This window comes from Agrobacterium cavarae (genome assembly GCF_004310285.1).
GTDB classification, from domain to species: Bacteria; Pseudomonadota; Alphaproteobacteria; order Rhizobiales; family Rhizobiaceae; genus Agrobacterium; species Agrobacterium cavarae.
In genome coordinates this window covers 23,814-44,785 of record NZ_SISF01000024.1, presented here as the reverse complement: position 1 = coordinate 44,785, position 20,972 = coordinate 23,814, and the positions used below count along the sequence as shown (strand labels likewise).

The following is a 20,972-nucleotide window of genomic DNA, read 5'->3' as shown; positions in this document are numbered from 1 at the left end:
ATCGTGAGCACCGATAAAAGCCGTTTCGTCGTTTCGGCGGATTGGGTCGAGCAGCAGCTTGGAACACCGCACTTCCGCATCGTCGATGCGTCCTGGTATCTGCCGGCACACAAACGCGACGGAAAGCAGGACTACGCCAGCGGCCACATTCCAGGCGCCGTCTTCTTCGATCAGGACGCAATTGCCGATCATGATACGGGCCTTCCGCACTCCCTGCCCTCCCCGGATTTTTTCGCCGAGGAAGTCGGCAAGCTTGGGATTACCGACACCGATACGATCGTGGTCTATGATGGCCCGGGCTTCTTCTCCGCGCCGCGCGTCTGGTGGATGCTGCGCGTCATGGGTGCCGAAACGGTTTATGTGCTGGATGGCGGCCTCGATGGCTGGAAGGCTGCCGGCAAACCGCTTGAGACGGAAGCTCCGCAGATCGAGCCAGCAGAGTTTCACGCCGAGTTCAAAGCGAGCCGTGTGACCTCGTTCTCCGATATGCGCGCTGTCGTCGAGACGGGCGAAAAGCAGGTGGCGGATGCCAGAGGTGCCGGCCGCTTCACCGGAGACGAGGCCGAGCCACGCGTCGGCATGCGGTCCGGCCATATGCCTGGTGCCCGCAGTTTGCCTGCCACTGCCTTTTCGGAGAACGGCCACTTCAAGGATCTGCCAACCATCCGGAAGATGATTGCAGAGGCCGGCATCGATCTTTCCAAGCCGGTCGTCACCAGTTGCGGTTCTGGCGTGACGGCCGCTGTCGTGACACTGGCGCTCGAGTCGCTCGGTCATTCGGACAATTCGCTTTATGACGGCTCATGGTCGGAGTGGGGATCGAAAGAGGACACGCCGATCGTGACTGGCCCGGCAGAGCCTCTGCAGACGGAGCCACACGGTCCGCTCAAAGCCCATGTCACCCAGCTTGAAATGACATCGGCGCCAAAGGTCAGCCTGGCGGTGCCGGTCAATATCCAGACAGCGATCATGCGAACGCATGACATCCCGCTGCATTTCTATCGCTATCTCTACTGGCGCGTCGGCAAGCGCTGGCATTGGCAAAAGCGCATGCGCATGAGCGATGCCGAGCTTACCGCCGTGCTGCGCGACCCAAAGAACTGCGTAACAGTGCTCTATCTCAACGGTTCGCCGGCTGGCTTCTTCGAGTTCAACAGAGGCAATGACGACGTCACCGAACTATCCTACTTCGGTCTCATGGAAGAGGCGATCGGCGCTGGTGTCGGAAAATGGTTCCTGCTTCAGGCGCTTTACTCGATCTGGCAGGATAACCCCAAGAAGGTCACCGTCTCCACCAATACGCTGGACCACCCGCGCGCCTTGCAGCTCTACCAGATGATGGGCTTCTCCCCGGTCAGCACCTATGAAGCCTGGGTGGAGCCGCTGACCGACAGCGAGTATCTCGAAATTTCGCGCCGCGGCTAAGCTGCCAAGTTGGCGTCCGCCTCTCCTGGATCGGATGAGGCGGGCTCATTCAGCGTGGCATTATTTCGCCTTCGCTATAAGAGATCGAGCCTCAGCTCTTAAAGCTCTTGGCCGAGATTGACGGCGGTCGGGATTTCTTTCGCAGGCGCGTCTCCGCGGTCGCCATTGGTTGCGAGAAGATGGGCCGCGATCAGCTCGCCGTGAAATCTTGCAAGCTCATAGCAATAAGTGATCTCGCGGCGTTCCTCGGACCAATAGGCATCCGGTCGGCCGCAGCTTCTGGCCGTCAGCTTTACCGTGCCCTTGAGCTCATAGGCACTAAATTCGCGGGCGATGAGATCGAGAACCTTCGATTCCTTCACCATCGTCGCATAGATATCCAGAAACGGATCGCGCGCAGGCTCATATCGTATGTCGAATTTCGTCGTGCCCGGCGTCTTCACATGGGGTTTGAGTAAGTCGCTCCAGCGCGCCACGGTCTGCGGATAGGCCACTTCGCAGGCCTTCCACTCGTCCTTCGGCAGCCCCATCAATTCTGCAAGATCGCCGTAGCCCTCGTTGTCCTTGCCGACCATGAGGCACGCCATCTGACGGTCGCGGGCGAGATTCGGGACAAGAACGCTATAGAGCGGCGCATTATGCTCGGGAAGCTCTCCCGAGCTACGCGCGAGATACCAGCTATCGGTTGCATTGACGATGGCCGTATCCAGCCACTCTTGGTTGGCTTCCAGCATGATCGTGCCGGCAAGCTGGTCTGCGGTATTGCGACCGTCGTCCGGCTCGGGAAGGCTAAAATCGGAGATCAGCATCTTGGCGGCTTCGTGATAGACGCCGAATACGGCATTGCCGATGACGAAGTTGACCGTCTGCTGCAACTGCTCGTCTGAAAGATCGTCAAGTGCGGGCGCAACCTGCGCATGCGCAGACGGCAAGGCGGACACTAAAAAAGCGACCGAAAGAACGGTTCGAAACCTTCGCAGCATTGACGTCAACTTTCCAGAACGAGGACGCAGCATAGATCGCTAAACAGAACGGTCCACGCAATGGGTTGGTTTCGCTTACCGGCAAGAAACGGGTGGATAGAGATTTGTTTGGCAGCCATAGCGACAAAGAAGCAACTGAACGAGGTCGCAAGGAGCCAACATGACCGCCATCCTATTCACCGCAATACCCAAAGACCACGTCGACGCCATCAGGCTTGGAGAACCAGATTCGAACGGCCAAGTGCCTGAACGAATGATTGCCTCAGCAGATCTGCCCTGCCGCGCCTGCCTCGGACAGATCAAGGGTGGACAGTCGGCCCTGCTGATCTCCTACCGGCCCTTTCGTCATGTGCAGCCTTACGCCGAGACCGGGCCGATTTTCATTCATGCCGAAGACTGCGGGTCCTATGATTCCGCACAGGTTCCACCGCCAATGCTGAACAGCTCGGACTACATTGTCCGGGGCTACGATGCGGGCGACCGCATCGTTTACGGCACGGGTGCGGTCACACCCACGGCCGAAATCGTGTCGCGCGCGCAGGAACTGCTTGAAAGGCCGGACATTGCCTATGTGCATGTACGCTCGGCACGCAACAATTGCTTCCAGTGCCGCATCGACAGAGCATGAGGCAGGACGAGGCCGGTGTGGGATACATTAAATTTCGCTCATGCGACCGTCGGGATGGGTTGCGTCATACACGCGTCATTTTGCTGGTAGACTCCTCAGCAATTCGTTTTACCTTGTCGCCGTTGAGACAGGTCATCGTATTTTGAGATCAGGAGTTTCCATGTCTTCCCTTATCGGCCTTCACCCTATCACGCGCCGTTCGCTTCTCAGCGGCATTGCGGCTTCGTCCGCCTTCGTCATGCTGCATCCTTTTGCGGCACGTGCTGCGGGCAATCAGGCGCATCTGCGCATCATGGAAACCACCGATATCCACGTCCACGTCTTCCCTTACGACTACTATGCCGACAAGCCGAACGACACGCTGGGTCTGGCAAGGACGGCATCGCTGATCGATGCCGTGCGTGCCGAAGCCGGCAATTCCATGCTGGTCGATAATGGCGACTTTCTTCAGGGCAACCCGCTTGGCGATTACATCGCCTATGAGCGCGGCATGAAAGCGGGCGACAAGCACCCGGTCATCAATGCCATGAACGTGCTCGGTTATGATTGCGGCACGCTTGGCAATCACGAGTTCAACTACGGCCTCGATTTCATGTTCAACACGCTGGGCGGGGCGAAATTCCCCTATGTCTGCGCCAACCTGACCAAGGGTCAATTGGCGTCCGATCCGAAGCAGGACGAGCTCTTCTTCAAGCCCTATGTGATCCTGGAAAAGCAGATCCGTGATGGGTCCGGCACGACAAGCCCGATCAAGGTCGGCATCATCGGCTTTGTACCGCCGCAGATCATGATGTGGGACGCGAAGAACCTTGAAGGCAAGGCGCAGACGCGCGACATCGTCGATGCTGCAAAGGCCTGGGTGCCGGTGATGAAGGAACAGGGCGCCGATATCGTCATTGCGCTTTCCCACTCGGGTATCGAGGGCAAGGGCCAGAACGAGCGTATGGAAAATGCGTCCCTTTATCTCGCAGGCGTTCAAGGGATCGATGCGGTCTTTACCGGTCACCAGCATCTGGTCTTCCCCGGCCCCAAGACATGGGATGGCATCGAAGGCGCCGATCCCGTCAAGGGCACGCTGATGGGCAAGCCCGCCGTCATGGCGGGCTTCTGGGGCTCGCATATGGGCCTCATCGATCTCCTGCTCGAAAAGGACGGCAAGAGCTGGAAGATCGTCGACTTCACCTCCGAAGCCCGTCCCATCTACCACCGCGACGACAACCGCAAGATCGTGGCCGATGTGAAGGACAAGCCCGAGGTCATCGAGGCGGTCAAGACCGATCACGAGGGAGCACTCGCCTATGTGCGCCGTCCCGTCGGCAAGAGCTCTGCGCCGCTCTATTCCTACTTCGCGCTGGTGGCCGACGATCCGTCCGTGCAGATCGTCTCCAATGCACAGACTTGGTACATCAAGGATATGCTGAAGGAAGGCCAGTACAAGGACCTTCCGGTACTTTCCGCAGCCGCGCCCTTCAAGTCGGGTGGTCGTGGCGGAGCGGACTACTATACGGATGTCCCTGCCGGTGACATTGCGATCAAGAATGTCGCCGACCTTTATCTCTATCCAAACACGGTGCAGGCCGTTCTCATCAACGGCGCGCAGGTCAAGGACTGGCTGGAAATGTCGGCTGGCATGTTCAACACCGTCAAGGCCGGTTCCAAGGACGCTCCCCTGCTGAGCAGCGACTTCCCGTCCTACAATTTCGACGTGATTGATGGTGTCACCTATCAGATCGATGTGTCGAAGCCCGCGAAGTTCGACAAGGATGGCAAGGCGGTCAATCCGGACAGCAGCCGCATCGTCAATCTGCAGTTCCAGGGCAAGCCGATTGACCCGGAACAGAAATTCGTTGTTGCCACGAATAATTACCGCGCCAGCGGTGGCGGCAAGTTCCCGGCGATCGGCAGCGACAAGATCATCTTCGTCGCCCCCGATACCAACCGCGATGTGATCGTGCGCTACATCATGAATCAAGGCACGATCAATCCATCGGCTGACGACAACTGGTCTTTCGCTAAGGTGGCGGATACGACAGCCATTTTCGAGACAGGCCCGAAGGGTCGTCAATATGCCAAGGATGTGAAGGGTGCCAAGATCGAGGACGCTGGCGATGGCGCCGAAGGCTTTGCCAAGTTCCGTCTGATGCTGGGCTAATCGTCGTGGCGGCGGCAGTTTTGTCGCCGCCACTTCTCGACGCTGTGGAGCTTCGATTTTCTGCTGAGCAGGGAGAAGCCTCTACTCGGCGGCGTCTTTCAAGGGCACGGGGCGGACGATGTTCAGGAAGCTCTTATTGTCCGGGCATTTCGACAGCCGCTTTTCAAAGCCATTGATCAGCCATTGGCTTGCCGGACCGGCAGGCGTATCGGCCTTTCGCAGGGAATACAGCGGATATTCGCCGAGTTCGTAGGCGTCGAGGTCGAGCACCTTGAGACTGCCATTCATGATGTCTGTCCTGACCAGCGATGCGGGCAGCCCACCCCAACCAAGACCACCCTTGATCAGCTGGTATTTCGTCGCGATGTCGCTGACCCGCCACGTCTTGTAGGACAGGACATTGAAGTCGCGGCCGTTGGTCAGCCCCGACATGTCCATCACCACCATCTGCACCTCTTCACGGACATCGGCGAGTGTCACCGGGCGGTGCAATTTTGCCAGAGCGTGGTCACCGGCCGCGACGGGTACCATGAAGGAGTGGCCGATCTTTTCGAGGACCAGACCATCATCCTGCTGTGAGACCGCCCCGCCAATGCCGATCAGCGCTTTACGGCTTCTGACCATCTCCATGACCATGCCCAATTCACCGACATTGAGAGTGAGCGACACGGTCGGGAACTCCTCCCGAAATTCACGAAGGACTTCAACAACGGCCTCGGCTGGAACCATGGTGCTAAGAACGAGGGAGACCTCCGCCTCCAGGCCCTGCTTCAGCCCTTTGGCGCGTGATCGCATTTCCTGCAATCCGGCAACGATTCTGCGCGCATCCTCCAGCATGGCGCGGCCCTCGTCGGTCAGTTTCGACTGGCGGCCGCTGCGCTCGAAAAGGCTGACCTCAAGCTGCGCCTCAAGATTTGCAATAGTGTAGCTCACCACCGATTGCGCGCGGTTAAGCACACGCGAAGCGGCTGAAAAGCTTCCGGTTTCGGCAACGGTCAAGAAGACCTGCAACTGGTCAAGGGTCGGGTTGGCGTCCATGTCCCATCCATTTTATCGATAGATAGATTTCAGATTATCACAGTTTTCTAGATGGCAAAACTGGCCGATAACCCAGTCAACCAAGCGGGGCCGCGCCCCGCACCATCCTCCCAAGACTGACCAAGAGGCACCAAAATGTCGAAGATTCTGCTCGTCACTTCCAGCCCGCGTGGCAATGAATCGCTCTCCAACAAGTTCGCATCCGACCTTGCCAACAAGATCAACGCACAGTCGAACGGCCAAATCACCCATCTCGATCTCGGCCAGAACCCGATCCCGCATCTCGATTCCGTCACAACCTCTGCCATTCGCAAGCCTGCCGAACAGCGCACGCCGGAAGAGGCCTCCGCTGCCGATTACTCCGACAAGCGCGTGGCTGAATTGATGGAAGCCGACACCGTCATCATCGGCACCGGCCTCATCAACTTCTCGATCTATTCGGGTCTGAAGTCCTGGATCGACAACGTCGCGCGCGCCGGCATGACCTTCAAATACACCGAATCCGGCCCGATCGGCCTTGCGACCGGCAAGAAGGTCTACATCGTTCTATCCGCTGCCGGCGTGTATTCCGAAGGCCCTGCCGCTTCGCTTGAGCACGCCGTGCCCTACCTGAAGACGGTTCTAGGCTTCATGGGCATGACGGATGTGGAAGTCATCCGTATCGAAGGTCTGGCATTCGGTCCGGAAGCTGCCGAAAAGGCCATTGCTGCTGCCAATGCCAAGGTCGAAGAACTGGCGAAGGCCGCATAAAAAAGCGGCCGCCCCGGCCGCTTCTTTTCGAATGATACCAACGGTCGCGCTTGTCGCGGCCGTTATTTTTTGTCGGCAAACAGGTTCGGACCGTTCTGGTCAATGATCAGCTTGCCCTTGCGTACCGTGCATTCCACCGCATCATCCATGCTGGTGAACACGTCGGCGCGAACGAATTCATGCACAAGCAACTCGTCTCCGACGGTCTTTTCGATGCGGCCTGCCAAGCGGTACTGCGCACCTTCCTTCATCGGCGTGGCGTAGATGGTGTATTCGCCATGCTGATGCGGTTCGGACGTCTCCGCCTTGTTTGGCGCATCCGACTGGCCGGAGCCGAAGCCGGAAAAGAGTTTCGAGAAGAACGAGGCCATGCTTTACCCTTCCTGTTGTCGTTGCGCAGGAGCGCTTATACCGCCCCCGGCGTAATGATGCATTCGATCAGATAATGAGGTTTGCGAGGATTTCGTTCTCGGTTATATCCTCATAGCCAAGCCCTGCCGCCTCGAAACGCTCGAACAGAGTGGTAAAATTGTCGCGAGACGTAGTTTCGATGCCGATGAGGATCGAGCCGAAGTTGCGGGCCGATTTCTTCAGATACTCGAAGCGCGCAACGTCATCATCGGGACCGAGCATATTGAGGAAGTCGCGAAGCGCGCCAGGACGCTGCGGCAGACGCAGGATGAAGTACTTCTTCACCCCGGTGAAACGCATGGCGCGTTCCTTCACGTCCGGGAGACGCTCGAAGTCGAAATTGCCGCCGGAGACGACGCAGATCACCCGCTTGCCCTCCAGCCTCTCGCGACCGAGCTTCTCCAGAGCAGCAATCGACAATGCACCCGCTGGCTCAAGCACCACGCCTTCGAGGTTGAGCATGTCGATGATGGTGACGCAGATGGCGTTTTCCGGGATCAGTTCGACCTGTTCGGATGGGAAATCTTTGAGCGCCTGGAAGTTGAGGTCGCCGATGCGGGCAACGGCAGCCCCATCGACGAAGTTGTCGACCTTGTTCAGCGTGACGGCTTCGCCTGCTTCGATGCTCTTCTTCAGGCTTGGCGCACCTTCCGGTTCGCAGAAGACGAAGTTGTTTCGCGCGACCGTACCGGCAAAATATCCGGTGAGACCCGCAGCTAGTCCGCCACCGCCGACCGGCATGACCACCAAATCGGGCTTTGCGCCATCGGGAAGCTGGTCCATTACCTCAGCGGCAACGGTTGCCTGACCTTCAATGATATCCTGATGGTCGAAGGGCGGCACCATGTAGCCGTCATTTTCTTCGACATAGGCACGTGCTGCTGCATAGCACTGGTCGAAAATATCGCCGATCAGCTTGATGGTGATGAATTCGGCACCGAAAATGCGTGTCTTGTCGATCTTCTGCTGCGGCGTGGTGACTGGCATGAAGACCACACCCTTCACGCCGAAATGGCGGCAGGCGAAAGCAAAACCTTGCGCGTGATTGCCGGCTGACGCACAGACAAAGATCTTCTCCTTGCCGGCACCGGCAACGGCCTTCCGCAGGAAATTGAATGCGCCTCTAATCTTGTAGGAACGAACGGGCGTGAGGTCTTCACGCTTCAGCCAAATCTCGGCTCCGTACCGACGGCTGAGATGTTCATTCAACTGCAACGGCGTCTCGGGAAAGATTTCCCGAACTTCTCGCCGTGCGGCTTCTACAAGCAGTTTGTCCACGATTTTCAATCCATTGAAATTCCAGATGGCACCCGCTATGCCATAGGAACAAGCCCGACACAAAGACTCTTTGCGCCACTTCGGTACGCGTTACTCGATCAAGGTTTGATTTTTTTGAACGCCAATCTCCTGCGCGCCGTCGTCTATATTGCGTCGATCTTCGGCCTCTACATGGCAACCTCCATGGTCGTGCCGGCCATGACGGACCTTTACTACGGAAATAACGACTGGATCGTTTTTGCCGCTTCCGGCTTCATGTGCGGCGGGCTTGCTCTTGCCTGTGCGCTTGCCACACGCGGTCCGATGCCGACCTTCAACAAGCGCTTCGGCTTCCTGCTTGTGAATGTCTTATGGCTGGTCTTCTCGCTCGTCGGTGCCGTGCCGCTCTATCTTTCCGAACTCAACCTCTCCTTTGCGCAAGCCCTGTTCGAATCCATCTCTGCGATCACCACCACAGGCTCAACGGTCATCTCCGGTCTCGACAAGGCACCACAGGGAATTTTGATCTGGCGCTCGCTTCTTTGCTGGCTCGGCGGCATCGGTATCGTGGCGCTCGGTCTCTTCATCCTGCCACTACTGCGCGTGGGCGGTATGACCTTTTTTCGCATGGAATCCTCAGACACGGCCAGCGACAGGCCTTTCGCACGACTGGCGAGCTTCACCCGCGCCTTCGTCGCCATTTATGTGGTGATGACGATTGCCTGTACCATCGCCTTCGATTTTGCCGGCATGACCCATTTCGATGCGGTCAATCACGCCATGTCGGCGGTGGCGACGGGCGGCTTCTCCACCCATGACGCATCCTTCGGCTATTTCGGCGACAATGTCGCGCTGCTGTGGATCGCGACTTTTTTCCTGATACTCGGCAGTCTGCCCTTTTCGGTCATGATCTTGCTGGCCGTGCGCGGCAGGATGGATATTCTCTATGACCCGCAGATCCGCGTGTTCATCGGCTATCTCTGCGCGATTTCGCTGGCAGTCGGCATCTATCATCACATCCATAGTGGCGTGTCGCTTCACATTGCGCTCAGCCATTCCTTCTTCAACATGACGTCGATCCTGTCGACCGGCGGTTTTGCCAGCGACGACTATACGCTCTGGGGTCCGTTTGTCGTGGTCGTCGCCTTCTTCGCCACCTTCATGGGCGGCTGCTCCGGCTCAACGGCTGGCGGTATCAAAGCCTATCGCTTCGTCATCGTCTATAATGTGGTGAAGACCGGTCTGCGGAAGCTGATTTATCCGGACGCCGTCTATCCGGTGCGTTATGGCGTGCAGGTCGTCGATGCCGAAACCATTCGCAACGTCTTCCTGTTTCTCAGCTGTTTCATCGCCCTGTGGATCGCCGGCAGCCTGGCGATGAGCGCGATGGGCTACGACTTCCTGACGGCGACATCGGGGGTGGCCACGTCGCTTGCCAATGTCGGCCCTGGTGTCGGTCCGATTATCGGCCCGGCCGGCAACTTCTCAACCATCAGCGATCCCGCACTCTATTTGCTGTCGCTGATGATGCTGCTCGGCCGTCTGGAAATCCTGACCGTGCTCGTGTTGCTGATGCCGCTGTTCTGGAGAAGCTGAAGATTTGGTACGGGCGGCGGGACTCGAACCCGCACGCTTTCGCTCCGGATTTTAAGTCCGGTATGTCTACCATTCCATCACGCCCGCTTGCATTTCCATCTACACAGCGTCACCGCATCCGGTCAACTGCATGTCTATGGGGAATTGAATTAACCGCACCAGGATGGGCTTGGGGAACCAGCGCGACGTGCAAGTCCTTCGCGAATCAGTTGGTCGGCAAAGGACATGCCAGACCTGGACACGGCCTTTACTTCGGCACCCTGCCCGCCAGCAGCCACCTGGAAGCTGCCGGAATTGAGCATATCACGCAGGCGCACCTTGGCGGTAAAACCACGGGCACGCTCTTCCATGCAGCGGGCCTGATCTGTCTGCGGCACCTCGATGCCGGCAAGCTTCATCTTCACGCCCTTCATCCAGAAGGTGCTGCCATCCATGACGCAGTTGTTGAGGCCGGAGCGTCCGCAAAAAGCAAATGTGCCGGCCTTTGCGCCAAGCGAAACATTTTCCACCTGCGGCTTTGGCGATGGCAATGTTGCGGGTGGCAATTGACCGGCACCTGACGGCGAACCCACCATGGCGATCGAGCGTGGAGGAACGGGTGCGCCAGACGCTGGCAGGGCAACGGTTTGCGTCGGCTTCTGCACGGACTGAGGCTTGGCAGAAGCGGTTTCGCGGGTTGAGGGTGCGCTACTCTTGGACGTCGATGCAACGACGTTCTTCATCTTCGGCAACAGGGTGTCGCGATGCTCATAGGCCTGAATCCCGCCGACGGCCACGCCAAACAGGATCAACCAGGACCAGACGCTTCCACCCTTGGACTTGGATGAGGCGCGGCGGCTTGAAGGTTTTCTCTTGCTCACAGAACAACTCCTTTTCAGGCGGGCATTATCCGCTGAAGGAGTTTCCGAAAGGTTGGCATTTGAGATAAATTCGATCTGTGATCACAAGCCGCGGCGTTATCCACAACTCTCTCATGAGCCCAAACTGAGACGTCTGCGGCAACGGTTGTCATGGAGAACGCCGCTCTCCATCCGTCCCCTGGTCGTTCAACGCACCTGATCGAGCAGGCGCTTGCACTCCAGAAGGTCGAAGAGCGCCTCCTGCAGCAGGGCGCGATCATCCTTGCTGATGCTGGATTTGCCGATGGAAATTTCCGGCGTGTCGTCGGATGATCCTCCGCCGAAGCCGAAGAAGCGACCGCTCGGCCTCGCCTTGGGACGACCTACCACTTCGTCTTCGTCCGGCTGCACGACGCGCGGCTCCGCGGTCTGCTTCTCCCCGCTGGCAGCCATAATGGCTTCCATGGTCGCCATGTCGCCAGACGCGATGGCCGCGACGAAGCGGTTACCATTGGTCTTGAGAAGTTTCTGCACGCCCTTGATCGTGTATCCATGATCGTAAAGCAGATGCCGGATGCCTTTCAGGAGATCGACATCGTCCGGGCGGTAGTAGCGTCGTCCGCCGCCGCGCTTCATCGGCTTGATCTGGGGAAAGCGGGTTTCCCAGAAACGCAGCACGTGCTGCGGCAGATCAAGATCGTCCGCAACTTCACTGATCGTTCTAAAGGCGTCTGGACTCTTATCCACGCTTAACTCCCACCCGACGAAATGACAGGTTTGCAAAACACACGACAAGGTATGATGCGAATCGTCTTTATTTCAACGGCTTGACGGTTGAAATTCAAGTATGTTCACAGGAAGAAAAGCAGTGAGGTATCAGAATGGGCTTGGATAGCGTCGAAAGAAGCTTCTTTATGAGCCGGGCTTCTGGGTCTTCTGCTTCGCCTTGCGCGATGCGTGGGCCTTGAGGATGCGCTGTTTCAGAACGTTGGAGGCCTTGAAGGTCATGACTCGACGCGGTGAAATCGGCACTTCTTCGCCGGTCTTCGGATTGCGACCGATACGCTCGTTCTTTTCACGGATCTGGAAGGTTGCGAAGGAGGAGAGCTTCACCACCTCGCCACGGGTGATGGCATTACAGATCTCATCAATGACGGTTTCGACCAGCTCGGCGGATTCAGTTCGGGACAACCCCACCTTGCGAAACACAGACTCGGCCAAATCCGCACGTGTCACAGTTTTACCGGCCATTTTTCCCCGCGCTTATCTCTGTTGTGTTCTGGAAACCGCCTGAGACTATTGCCGTTGACGGCAGCGGTCAAGGAATGTTTCCAGAATCGTTTAGGGATTTACGGCAATGATGGCAAGGGTTTACGTTAAAGCGCCGTGCGTCCTACTGGACGAACAAAGGACGCTTTACCTTTTTGAATCGACGCATCATGCTTTTCCGAAAATCGATTTCGACTTTCGGGCCGATGCGGTCGATCGTCACCGAAACGTTACCAGCGCAGAAGCACAGAGCCCCAGGTAAAGCCGCCGCCCATCGCTTCCAGCATAACGAGGTCGCCCTGCTTGATGCGCCCGTCGGCAGCAGCGGTTGCGAGCGCCAGCGGAATGGAGGCCGCAGAGGTGTTTCCGTGCAGATCGACGGTGACGACAACCTTCTCCAGCGGAATGCCAAGCTTCTTCGCAGAGCCATCGATAATGCGGCGATTGGCCTGGTGTGGAACGAGCCAATCCAGATCCTCTGCCGTGGTGCCGGTTGCCTCAAAGGCTGCCTCGATCACGTCGGTGATCATGCCGACCGCGTGCTTGAAGACTTCGCGGCCTTCCATGCGCAGATGACCGACAGTGCCAGTCGTCGATGGTCCGCCATCGACGTAAAGCTTTTCCTTGTGTGCGCCATCCGAACGCAGGTGGGAGGTCAGCACGCCCCGGTCGGAGGTCTTGCCCTCGCCCTCGCCTGCTTCCAGGATGACGGCACCGGCGCCATCGCCGAAAAGAACGCAGGTGGTGCGATCCTTCCAGTCGAGAATGCGCGAGAAGGTTTCGGCACCAATGACCAGAACGCGCTTTGCCATGCCGCCACGAATGTAGAGATCGGCAGTCGCCATCGCATAGACGAAGCCGGAGCAAACGGCCTGAACGTCAAAGGCAAAGCCGCCAGTGATGCCAAGGCGGTTCTGGATGTTTACCGCTGTCGCGGGAAACGTGTTGTCCGGTGTGGATGTGGCAACGATGATGAGATCTATGTCTTCGGGCTTCAGCCCGCCATTTTGCAATGCCGCGCGGGCCGCAGCCTCGCCCAGTGACGCCGATGTCTCGCCCTCGCCTGCAATGTAGCGCTGCTTGATGCCGGTGCGCTGAACGATCCACTCGTCCGAGGTCTCGACGATACCTTCGATTTCCTGGTTCGTCACAACCCGCTTCGGCAGCGCCGCTCCGAAGCCACGTACAATAGAGCGGATCATTGGTTATTCCTCATCAACCACGAGAGCTTCAGGCGCCGGAGGCGGAAGTCTTCTTGCGTGGTATGCTTTCAAATCATTTTCGATCTTGGCGGTCAGGCCATTATGCACCATGTCATAGCCGACATCGATGGCCGAGGCGAAGCCGAGCGCATCCGTGCCGCCGTGGCTCTTGATGACAATGCCGTTCAGCCCCAGGAACACGCCGCCATTGACCTTGCGGGGATCCATCTTCTCACGCAGCACATCGAATGCGCTCTTGGCCAGAAGATAGCCGATCTTCGCGATGAAGCTGCGGGAAATCGCTTCACGCAGCAAAGTCGTGATCTGGCGTGCGGTGCCTTCTGCGGCCTTCAGCGCAATATTGCCGGTGAAGCCTTCAGTGACGACGACATCGACCGTACCCTTGCCGATATCGTCGCCTTCGACGAAACCGCGGTAGTCGATGGTGGCGAGATCAGCTTCACGAATGAGGCGACCAGCTTCGCGGACCTCTTCCTGTCCCTTGACCTCTTCGACACCGACATTGAGGAGGCCGACCGTCGGGCGATCGACATCGAACAGCGCACGCGCCATGGCACCGCCCATCAGGGCAAAATCCAGAAGCTGCTGGGAGTCCGCACCAATGGTCGCGCCGATATCGAGAACGATGCTTTCGCCGCGTAGCGTGGGCCAGATTCCGGCAATCGCGGGACGTTCGATCCGCGCCATGGTGCGCAAACAGAATTTCGCCATGGCCATCAGCGCACCGGTGTTGCCGGCAGAAACGGCAACATCCGCCTCGCCCACCTTTACCGCTTCAATGGCGCGCCACATGCTGGAGACGTAACGACCGCGACGAAGTGCCTGGCTAGGCTTTTCATCCATGGCAACCGAGACTTCGCAGTCGAAGAACTCGGACTTCTCCATTAGACGAGGATATTGCGCCAGAATAGGATCGCACTTGCTCTTCTGCCCATAGAGCAGGAATGTCACGTCGTTGTGCCGCTCGAGTGCCTTTGCAGCACCAGGTATGACAACATCAGGGCCGTGGTCCCCACCCATGACGTCAATTGCTATTCTGATCACTCGTCCCTGATCCTTCTGACCGCCGCGCGGTAATTTTCGGGCGAAAATACCGTTTCCGCCCAGCCTTACAACTGAATTGTTCGCTTCTTACGAAGGCATTCAGTCTTTTTTCCAATCTTTCAACACCGCGAAGGGCGAAGGTTTTTTGTCTTCCATCGGCGTCTTCTCGCCGTATCCGTCGAAATCGATACCGTCTTTTCGCGGATAGGGATCAATTGCCAGAGCGGCAAATTCAGCAACGACCACGCCGACATCGATCGTGTCACCGACAAACTGATCGGGAATATCCGGACCGTCCGGATCGAGCACGATCTCACCGTCATCATTCGTCGTCATGCGCGCGAGCTTCGAACCTTCCGGCACGAAAATCTGCTCAACCTTTTCGTCGATCACGCTCGGGACGGGCTCAAGCGTTACCACGCAAGCCTGCGTGATACCGGCCTGCACCTGACCCTTGATCCTGATCCCGTCCCTTTTCCAACGGGTGACCTGCAATTCGCTTTTGAGATAATCCACCGACAGGACATCCCAGAATTTTGCCAGCGCCTTCAGCTCTTCCGGGCTTGCCTCGAGACCAATCCTGACCGGATTGGCAGAAATATGACCTACCTTGACGGGATAGGAAAAGGGCGCGTCATCATTGGCCGCATGGGGCGATTTCATTGAAAACCTCACAAATCCGGTGAAGGCAGCGTGACAGTTCCCGTCGCTACAGCGTCTTCCGGCTGCGCAGACAGCATCTCCGACGCCGACATCATCCATTTCGAAAGCGCGCGCATATCCGGCGCGGCCTCATCTGCCTGGGGATATATATTGCGACGGAGCGCTGCCGCAAGTGCATCGGCATCCGCACCGTCGATTGCAGCGGCATAGGATTCCAGCCTGCCATAAAACATGCCAGCAAATTTCTTCATCCGCTTCGGCACGCCTTGGTCGCCGATCCCCAGTTCCCGCATCGAATGGTCGAGATCCTGGAAGAAGGCATCAACGATCTCCTGGGCGATTTCCTGGCCGCTGACCGATGCGCCTTTGGTGCGGCGAAAATACAGAATCATGACGACTGCCAGCATTTCGAAGCGGCCCATGACCGTGTCCGGAACGCCCATGTGCAGATAGAAGCCTGGCTGACGAGCGGCCTGCGTCAATATCGAATATTGGCGGTCAACGATGGCGCGATTGTTGTTTTTCTTTCTGAAAAGCCCAAAAACCATCGAAAAATCCGAATATCGACCGACGAAATCGTGTCTCGCCCATCGCACTTGTTGCATGATTGTCAAAGCTGGTTTACCGAAGCATCCGAGAATTGCAATGCCGTGTCAGTCACGTTCATCATCGTGCTGAAACAGTCAAGGATAGGCGCCAGGAGGCGGTGCCGGTTTCTGAAACATGTTGCATTCCATGGTGAAACGGGGAATTCCTGTCCCCGGATTGACATAATCGTGTGTACAGAAGCGGTACAACACGCAATGCCGGAAGGTGCCATTCATGATCGCAGTCGGGGAAACGCAGGTGAACAAGCAGAAGTCGGCCGGAAAGACCAAGTTTCTGAGCAAAGCCGCCATCGCCGTTGTTGTTGCCTCGAGCCTGCTGACAGCCTGCTCCAGCACCACGGACGTTTTCCATAATGGCTATGTGCTGGACGAACAGTCGCTGCAGCTGATCCCCGTCGGCTCCAGCCGCGAACAGGTGCTGCTGACCATGGGTACGCCGTCGACGACGGCAACCTTCGGCAATGAGGTGTTCTACTACATCTCGCAAAAGCGCGTTCGCAGGGCAGCTTTCATGAAGCCGCAGCTCGTCGAGCAGAACATTCTGGCGATCTATTTCGACAAGAACGGCGTCGTTGCCCAGAAGGCGAACTACACGCTTCAGGACGGAAAGGTCTTCGACAGCATCTCGCGCACAACGCCGACGGGCGGCAAGGACCTCACCTTCCTGCAGCAGCTGCTTTCGGGTGGCCCTGCCGGTGCCGGCATAGCCAAGAGCATCCTCGGCGGCAACAACAGCGCCTTCTGACGCAAGACATCTAATTGGTTTCGAAAAGGCTGGCGCCAAATGGACGCCGGCCTTTTTTGTGTTGGGCAATAATCCCTGTTACAATACAGGACGTTCGCTGCGCGCCGCGATCAGCCACAGGATCAGCATGAGGAGGACACCGGCATCGCGCCACGTGACGGCTCCGTAGGCTGACCAGAACGTCTCCCCGACACCAACGGCGGCAGCGCCTGCTGCGGATTTCAGTGGACTCGAGTATCCGCCGGCAGCCGAGATCAAGACCACTTTCAAGCCGAAGGTGAGACCCGCGCCGAAATCCATATTGCCGTAATAAAAGGTGGCGAGCACCCCGCAAACCGAGGCAACGAGCGCTGCGGCACAGTATGAAAGCAGGAACACCCTGCCCGCGTTCACCCCCATTAGTTTTGCTGCGAAGGCATCTTCTGAAACGGCCCTCCACTGCCTGCCAAACTGAGACGAGCGAAGGAACAGCCAGCCAGCCGCGATCAGAGCGCAAAAGCAGGTGGAGTTCAAAATCTGCATCGGCGTCGTCGTGACGAGGAATTCCCCCTGTTGCCAGAGCCGGACGGGATCGTTGAAGAGCGGAGGCAACCAGAGCGAACGGGTGTCGGCCGCAAGTCTTGCACTCTCCATCAGTGCAATCAGCGCCCCGATCGATGCCACCGTGACCGCGTTGGGCGTGGCCCCGGCGAGAGGCCGCATCACGGCGCGGCCAATCAGAATGCCTGCCCATAGTCCGCCGAAGAGACCAGCGACCGTCCCGAAGGCCAATGTGGCAGCAAGGGTCAACCAAAGCCGGTTCCAGCCAAAATCGGCAAAGAGCAGACAGGTCAGTCCGGCAAAAGCAAAAATTCCCCCGAAGGTGACATCGGCCCGCCTGGTGATGGCAAAGGCGATCGCATAGCCGAATGCCAGCGCGGCGTAGAGAGCTGCAATCGGAGCGGCGTTCAGAATCTGCTGCAGAAAATAGGCCATCTCAGCCCTCCCTACCGCCAATCTAACTGGTAAAATTTGTTTTACCAGTTATAATTATGTCATGACCTTCACCTGGACACCGCATCGATTTTCCGGCGGAGCGCTCGCTCTGGATGTCGCCAACACCGTTATTCTACGCGGTGATGCCGACCGCTCGATCGACCGTTTCGCCAGCAGCGAGCAAATCGAAAGCTTTTGCGAGGCGGCCGGTGCGATGTGTGCCGAAAGAGGAGGCATGCCCACTGCCTTACGACCGCCGCCTGTGGAATCGGAAGATGTGCTGATCGATCTGAGGGAGGCGACGGATCGCTACTTCCGCACTGCGATTGCGACCGGGGCGGAAGACAATGCGCTGCTTGCCGATCTTCTGAGCGCTTGCGCCACGGCGCTGAGGACGGCGAAAGCGGACGAACTGGCCGCGGCAACGGCCCATTCCGTGCTGCACTTAATTCACGGCCCTGATCGCAGTCGCATGCGCATCTGCACCAATTGCGGCTGGCTGTTTCTCGACCGCAGCAAGAACCGCAGCCGGATCTGGTGCGACATGGCGGTCTGCGGCAACCGGCGCAAAGCGAGCCGCCACTATAAGCGCAAGAAGGAGACCACAGAATGAGATGGTTGGCCCTACCCTTTATTCTGCTTGCGCTTGCAGGATGCCAGCGTGAAGAACAAAGGGATGTCGCAAAAATTTCCGGGCGCATGTTCGTCTTCAACTACCGCGTCGCGGTGGCAACCTATCTCGTCACGCTTCAAGCACAGATACCGATAGAAGAAGGAAGCGTGATAGAGGCGGAGTTCGAGAACCCGCGTGGCGGCGATGCACTGACGGTATCCGAACGGCTTTTTCCCAAAAATTCGAAGATTGTTCTTCAGAGCCCACCGGTGGAATGCGTCAGGCAGGACAGGCCCTACAAGGTGACGATCCGCTTGAGAGCGCCCGATGGGCATGTGACGCAGACACTTGAAACCAAGGTGACATCCGACACGGATCAATCGCTGCTTCCAGCAAAGCCGCTGGTGGTCGGTCCCCTCTATACCCCAAACCCAGAGGTGTTTCACAGTGACGGCACGACGGACATGAAGCCGGTTCAAAACTGCCCGACGTCCTAGAGTTGGGCAAATCAGCATTTGCGGCAGAGAACGAAAACAAAAAAACGGGGCCGTTGCGGGCCCCGTTTTCAGAAACACTCAGCTTCGCAGCCGATAGGATCAGCCGACGATTTCGGTTTCAGCGAACCAGTAAGCGATTTCCTGGGCAGCGGTTTCCGGAGCATCCGAACCGTGGACCGAGTTCTCGCCGATGGAGAGAGCGAAGGTCTTGCGGATGGTGCCTTCGGCAGCCTGCGCAGGGTTGGTTGCGCCCATGATTTCGCGGTTCTTGAGGATGGCGTTTTCGCCTTCCAGAACCTGAACGATGGTCGGGCCGGAGGTCATGCCTTCAACCAGTTCGCCGAAGAAAGGACGTTCCTTGTGAACAGCGTAGAAGCCTTCTGCTTCGCGCTTGCTCATCCAGACGCGCTTGGATGCGATAACGCGCAGGCCGTTTTCTTCAAAAACCTTGGTGATGGCGCCAGTGAGGTTACGCTTGGTTGCGTCCGGCTTGATCATCGAGAATGTGCGTTCAATCGCCATTATTGCGGTTCCTTGTCATAGAAAGAAAGTGGGCGGTGTTTACCCGCCCAAACGCCCGAAAACAAGGGGGCTTTCCGCAATTGGCATGCGCCGGGCGACATTTCACGCCGCTGTCACACTGCGCCCCTTCGCGCCGTGAAGATCAAGGCAACGCTCGAACCAGTCGCGAACGGGGTCCTTGGCGGCGAAGAGGTCAACGCCGCTTGCGACCCTCGACCACTGAAGCGCGCCGAAGACGATGTAGTCGGCAAAGAGCGGGCTTTCACCACCAAGGAACGGCTGGCGGCCGAGCATCTTGCGAATGGGTTCAAGGCGAGAAGGAAACGCAGCAATCTCTGCCTCGCGCTCGGCAATCACCTCTTCCAGCGCGGCACCCAGCGCTTTGGTCCGGCTCTCGCGGAAATAGGCCTGGTCCTGGTCATCCAGCATGTCGTGAATATCGAGAAGTGCGATCCTGACGATCGCCGGATGGAGCTGCGTCTGCGACCAGCTTTCGACGAACCGAGACAACGCCTTGCCGCCCTCCCCGTTGAACAGCGATGGCTGATCGGGATAGGCCTCATCGAGATAGACCGCGATTTCGAAGCTATCCTTTACGAGCCTGTCTCCGTCACGCAGGACAGGCACGGTTTTCGAAAAACCGTTTTCGATGCCGGGTATGGCGGTGAAGGCGAGCGGACGCTCTTCGAAATCCAGCCCCTTATGCGCCAGCGACAAAACGGTCTTCCAGCAATGGGGCGAGAACGGACGGCTGATGTCACGGCCGCAGAGCGTGTAAAGCGTAATCGACATGGTCACTCCTGTTTTCTGACCCCATTGAACAGGCTGATGCGGCGAAAATCAAACCACGAGTCTTCATGCCAGCCATCACGGAGTTTGAAGAGACGTTGTTCTCAGGAAGCGAAGGTCAGAACCTGTAGAGGAAAAGCCTCGTGCGACGAGCATCATCGACCTCCAGGATGTTGAGCGGCGCGACACCCGGGACCTCGAAACTGTTGGAGACGAGGATCGTTCCCGGACGCATCGCCGCCTTTGCCTTTTCGTAAAGGCCGGGCATCGGTACGGGCGACAGGAAGCAGTAGACCACATCATATTGGGAAAGATCCGCATCCCACAGGCTCTTGTAGCGGATCGCCGCATTGGGACGGCGGATGAGCGCTACCCAGAGCTTGGAGACCAATGTCAGGAGCGGTGCGGTCTCATAACCGTCCACTTGAATGGTGGGATGATGCTTTGCCAAGAAGGTGACGATACCGCCGGCACCACTGCCCAGGTCGGCGACGCGGCGGGCATTTTCCCGTGCCACAAGATCGCCGATTGCCTTCCAGGTCTGGCGATTGGTCATGTAGAATGGCACTTGCTCCTTCGCGCCGTTCCAGAAGACCAGCACGCAGGCGATGAAAGCCAGGCCGTAAGCCCAGGCCGGGACGACGTCATTGTAGACAACGGCGAAGGGCAGAAGGATTTGCACCGGCACCCAGAACCACCAGAGGCCAAGGAGCCGCCCGATCAGCGCCGACAGAAGGCCCTGTATCAGCAGGATTTCGAAAAGCCCGAATGGTAGCCGCCAGCCCATGCGCTGCACGAGAACGAAGCCACCGAGCACGATCGCCTGAGACAGGACGAGCCTGACAAGGTTCAAGATGGGCTGGAGAATTCGGCTCATGAATGGGTTCTTCGTGACGGCATGGCTACCTCCCCTGTCTAGAAGGCCATGATGGCGCGGGGCTTGCC

23 protein-coding genes and 1 tRNA gene are annotated in these 20,972 nt (G+C 57.9%); 8 read left to right on the top strand and 16 right to left on the bottom strand.

The window, feature by feature from the left end; genetic code table 11:
- Window positions 1-3: 3 nt before the first annotated feature.
- Complete coding sequence (sseA, locus tag EYC79_RS05545; protein WP_130977398.1) at window positions 4-1,425, top strand: 3-mercaptopyruvate sulfurtransferase; 1,422 nt, start codon at window positions 4-6, stop codon at window positions 1,423-1,425.
- 98 nt (window positions 1,426-1,523) lie between these two features.
- Here sseA and EYC79_RS05540 read toward each other — a convergent pair whose 3' ends face one another.
- Window positions 1,524-2,366: a DUF4344 domain-containing metallopeptidase gene (locus EYC79_RS05540; protein WP_245495200.1), complete on the bottom strand. Its 843-nt coding sequence runs from the start codon at window positions 2,364-2,366 to the stop codon at window positions 1,524-1,526.
- A gap of 202 nt (window positions 2,367-2,568) precedes the next feature.
- Between EYC79_RS05540 and EYC79_RS05535 the strand changes: the two genes are divergently transcribed.
- The gene (locus EYC79_RS05535; RefSeq protein WP_130977396.1) at window positions 2,569-3,036 is read left to right on the top strand and encodes a DUF1203 domain-containing protein; all 468 of its coding nucleotides are present in this window, start codon (window positions 2,569-2,571) and stop codon (window positions 3,034-3,036) included.
- A gap of 160 nt (window positions 3,037-3,196) precedes the next feature.
- The gene (locus EYC79_RS05530) at window positions 3,197-5,188 is read left to right on the top strand and encodes a bifunctional 2',3'-cyclic-nucleotide 2'-phosphodiesterase/3'-nucleotidase (protein WP_130977395.1); all 1,992 of its coding nucleotides are present in this window, start codon (window positions 3,197-3,199) and stop codon (window positions 5,186-5,188) included.
- An 81-nt stretch (window positions 5,189-5,269) separates the two neighbouring features.
- On the opposite strand, the gene EYC79_RS05525 is transcribed toward EYC79_RS05530, so the two are convergent.
- Window positions 5,270-6,226 (bottom strand): LysR family transcriptional regulator, encoded by a 957-nt coding sequence (locus EYC79_RS05525; RefSeq protein ID WP_130977394.1) that lies wholly within the window; start codon window positions 6,224-6,226, stop codon window positions 5,270-5,272.
- A gap of 135 nt (window positions 6,227-6,361) precedes the next feature.
- Here EYC79_RS05525 and EYC79_RS05520 point away from each other — a divergent pair, with 135 nt between their 5' ends.
- Window positions 6,362-6,976 carry an FMN-dependent NADH-azoreductase gene (locus EYC79_RS05520; protein WP_130977393.1) on the top strand — a complete coding sequence of 205 codons (615 nt, stop codon included), beginning with the start codon at window positions 6,362-6,364 and terminating at the stop codon, window positions 6,974-6,976.
- Between the two features lie 62 nt (window positions 6,977-7,038).
- Here the strand turns inward: EYC79_RS05520 and EYC79_RS05515 are convergent, their stop codons facing one another.
- The gene (locus tag EYC79_RS05515; protein ID WP_112359628.1) at window positions 7,039-7,347 is read right to left on the bottom strand and encodes an HlyU family transcriptional regulator; all 309 of its coding nucleotides are present in this window, start codon (window positions 7,345-7,347) and stop codon (window positions 7,039-7,041) included.
- 67 nt (window positions 7,348-7,414) lie between these two features.
- Window positions 7,415-8,665, bottom strand: coding sequence for a threonine ammonia-lyase (gene ilvA, locus EYC79_RS05510; protein WP_062425583.1), 1,251 nt, complete (start codon window positions 8,663-8,665; stop codon window positions 7,415-7,417).
- Window positions 8,666-8,779: 114 nt separating this feature from the next.
- Between ilvA and EYC79_RS05505 the strand changes: the two genes are divergently transcribed.
- Window positions 8,780-10,240, top strand: a complete 1,461-nt coding sequence (locus tag EYC79_RS05505; protein ID WP_165456967.1) for a TrkH family potassium uptake protein — start codon at window positions 8,780-8,782, stop codon at window positions 10,238-10,240.
- A 5-nt stretch (window positions 10,241-10,245) separates the two neighbouring features.
- Here EYC79_RS05505 and EYC79_RS05500 read toward each other — a convergent pair.
- From EYC79_RS05500 to EYC79_RS05465, 8 genes are all read right to left on the bottom strand, one after another.
- Window positions 10,246-10,327 (bottom strand) — tRNA-Leu (locus EYC79_RS05500).
- Window positions 10,328-10,389: 62 nt separating this feature from the next.
- Window positions 10,390-11,100, bottom strand: a complete 711-nt coding sequence (locus EYC79_RS05495) for a nuclease (RefSeq protein WP_130977392.1) — start codon at window positions 11,098-11,100, stop codon at window positions 10,390-10,392.
- A 186-nt stretch (window positions 11,101-11,286) separates the two neighbouring features.
- Window positions 11,287-11,826, bottom strand: a complete 540-nt coding sequence (locus tag EYC79_RS05490) for a MerR family transcriptional regulator (RefSeq protein ID WP_062425585.1) — start codon at window positions 11,824-11,826, stop codon at window positions 11,287-11,289.
- A gap of 165 nt (window positions 11,827-11,991) precedes the next feature.
- Window positions 11,992-12,330 carry an integration host factor subunit alpha gene (locus EYC79_RS05485; RefSeq protein WP_062425586.1) on the bottom strand — a complete coding sequence of 113 codons (339 nt, stop codon included), beginning with the start codon at window positions 12,328-12,330 and terminating at the stop codon, window positions 11,992-11,994.
- A 248-nt stretch (window positions 12,331-12,578) separates the two neighbouring features.
- Window positions 12,579-13,550, bottom strand: a complete 972-nt coding sequence (locus EYC79_RS05480) for a beta-ketoacyl-ACP synthase III (protein WP_062425587.1) — start codon at window positions 13,548-13,550, stop codon at window positions 12,579-12,581.
- 3 nt (window positions 13,551-13,553) lie between these two features.
- Entirely contained in the window at window positions 13,554-14,615 is a 1,062-nt protein-coding gene (gene plsX, locus EYC79_RS05475) for a phosphate acyltransferase PlsX (protein WP_062425588.1), read from the bottom strand.
- 99 nt (window positions 14,616-14,714) lie between these two features.
- The gene (locus tag EYC79_RS05470) at window positions 14,715-15,278 is read right to left on the bottom strand and encodes a YceD family protein (protein ID WP_062425589.1); all 564 of its coding nucleotides are present in this window, start codon (window positions 15,276-15,278) and stop codon (window positions 14,715-14,717) included.
- An 8-nt stretch (window positions 15,279-15,286) separates the two neighbouring features.
- Entirely contained in the window at window positions 15,287-15,826 is a 540-nt protein-coding gene (locus tag EYC79_RS05465; RefSeq protein WP_062598203.1) for a ubiquinol-cytochrome C chaperone family protein, read from the bottom strand.
- Between the two features lie 274 nt (window positions 15,827-16,100).
- Here EYC79_RS05465 and EYC79_RS05460 point away from each other — a divergent pair, with 274 nt between their 5' ends.
- Window positions 16,101-16,631, top strand: a complete 531-nt coding sequence (locus EYC79_RS05460) for an outer membrane protein assembly factor BamE (protein WP_062598204.1) — start codon at window positions 16,101-16,103, stop codon at window positions 16,629-16,631.
- Window positions 16,632-16,709: 78 nt separating this feature from the next.
- On the opposite strand, the gene EYC79_RS05455 is transcribed toward EYC79_RS05460, so the two are convergent.
- Window positions 16,710-17,606: a branched-chain amino acid ABC transporter permease gene (locus tag EYC79_RS05455; protein ID WP_130977391.1), complete on the bottom strand. Its 897-nt coding sequence runs from the start codon at window positions 17,604-17,606 to the stop codon at window positions 16,710-16,712.
- A gap of 61 nt (window positions 17,607-17,667) precedes the next feature.
- Between EYC79_RS05455 and EYC79_RS05450 the strand changes: the two genes are divergently transcribed.
- Together EYC79_RS05450 and EYC79_RS05445 are read left to right on the top strand one after the other, a co-directional pair.
- Window positions 17,668-18,219 carry a CGNR zinc finger domain-containing protein gene (locus tag EYC79_RS05450; RefSeq protein WP_130977390.1) on the top strand — a complete coding sequence of 184 codons (552 nt, stop codon included), beginning with the start codon at window positions 17,668-17,670 and terminating at the stop codon, window positions 18,217-18,219.
- Window positions 18,216-18,716 carry a hypothetical protein gene (locus EYC79_RS05445; RefSeq protein ID WP_130977389.1) on the top strand — a complete coding sequence of 167 codons (501 nt, stop codon included), beginning with the start codon at window positions 18,216-18,218 and terminating at the stop codon, window positions 18,714-18,716. The genes EYC79_RS05450 and EYC79_RS05445 overlap by 4 nt, the downstream gene beginning before the upstream one ends.
- Window positions 18,717-18,815: 99 nt before the next feature.
- Here EYC79_RS05445 and ndk read toward each other — a convergent pair whose 3' ends face one another.
- From ndk to EYC79_RS05430, 3 genes are all read right to left on the bottom strand, one after another.
- Window positions 18,816-19,238, bottom strand: a complete 423-nt coding sequence (gene ndk / locus EYC79_RS05440) for a nucleoside-diphosphate kinase (protein ID WP_062425595.1) — start codon at window positions 19,236-19,238, stop codon at window positions 18,816-18,818.
- Window positions 19,239-19,340: 102 nt separating this feature from the next.
- Entirely contained in the window at window positions 19,341-20,030 is a 690-nt protein-coding gene (locus tag EYC79_RS05435; RefSeq protein WP_162741854.1) for a glutathione S-transferase family protein, read from the bottom strand.
- 115 nt (window positions 20,031-20,145) lie between these two features.
- Window positions 20,146-20,904 carry a class I SAM-dependent methyltransferase gene (locus tag EYC79_RS05430; protein ID WP_130977388.1) on the bottom strand — a complete coding sequence of 253 codons (759 nt, stop codon included), beginning with the start codon at window positions 20,902-20,904 and terminating at the stop codon, window positions 20,146-20,148.
- Window positions 20,905-20,972 lie beyond the last annotated feature (68 nt).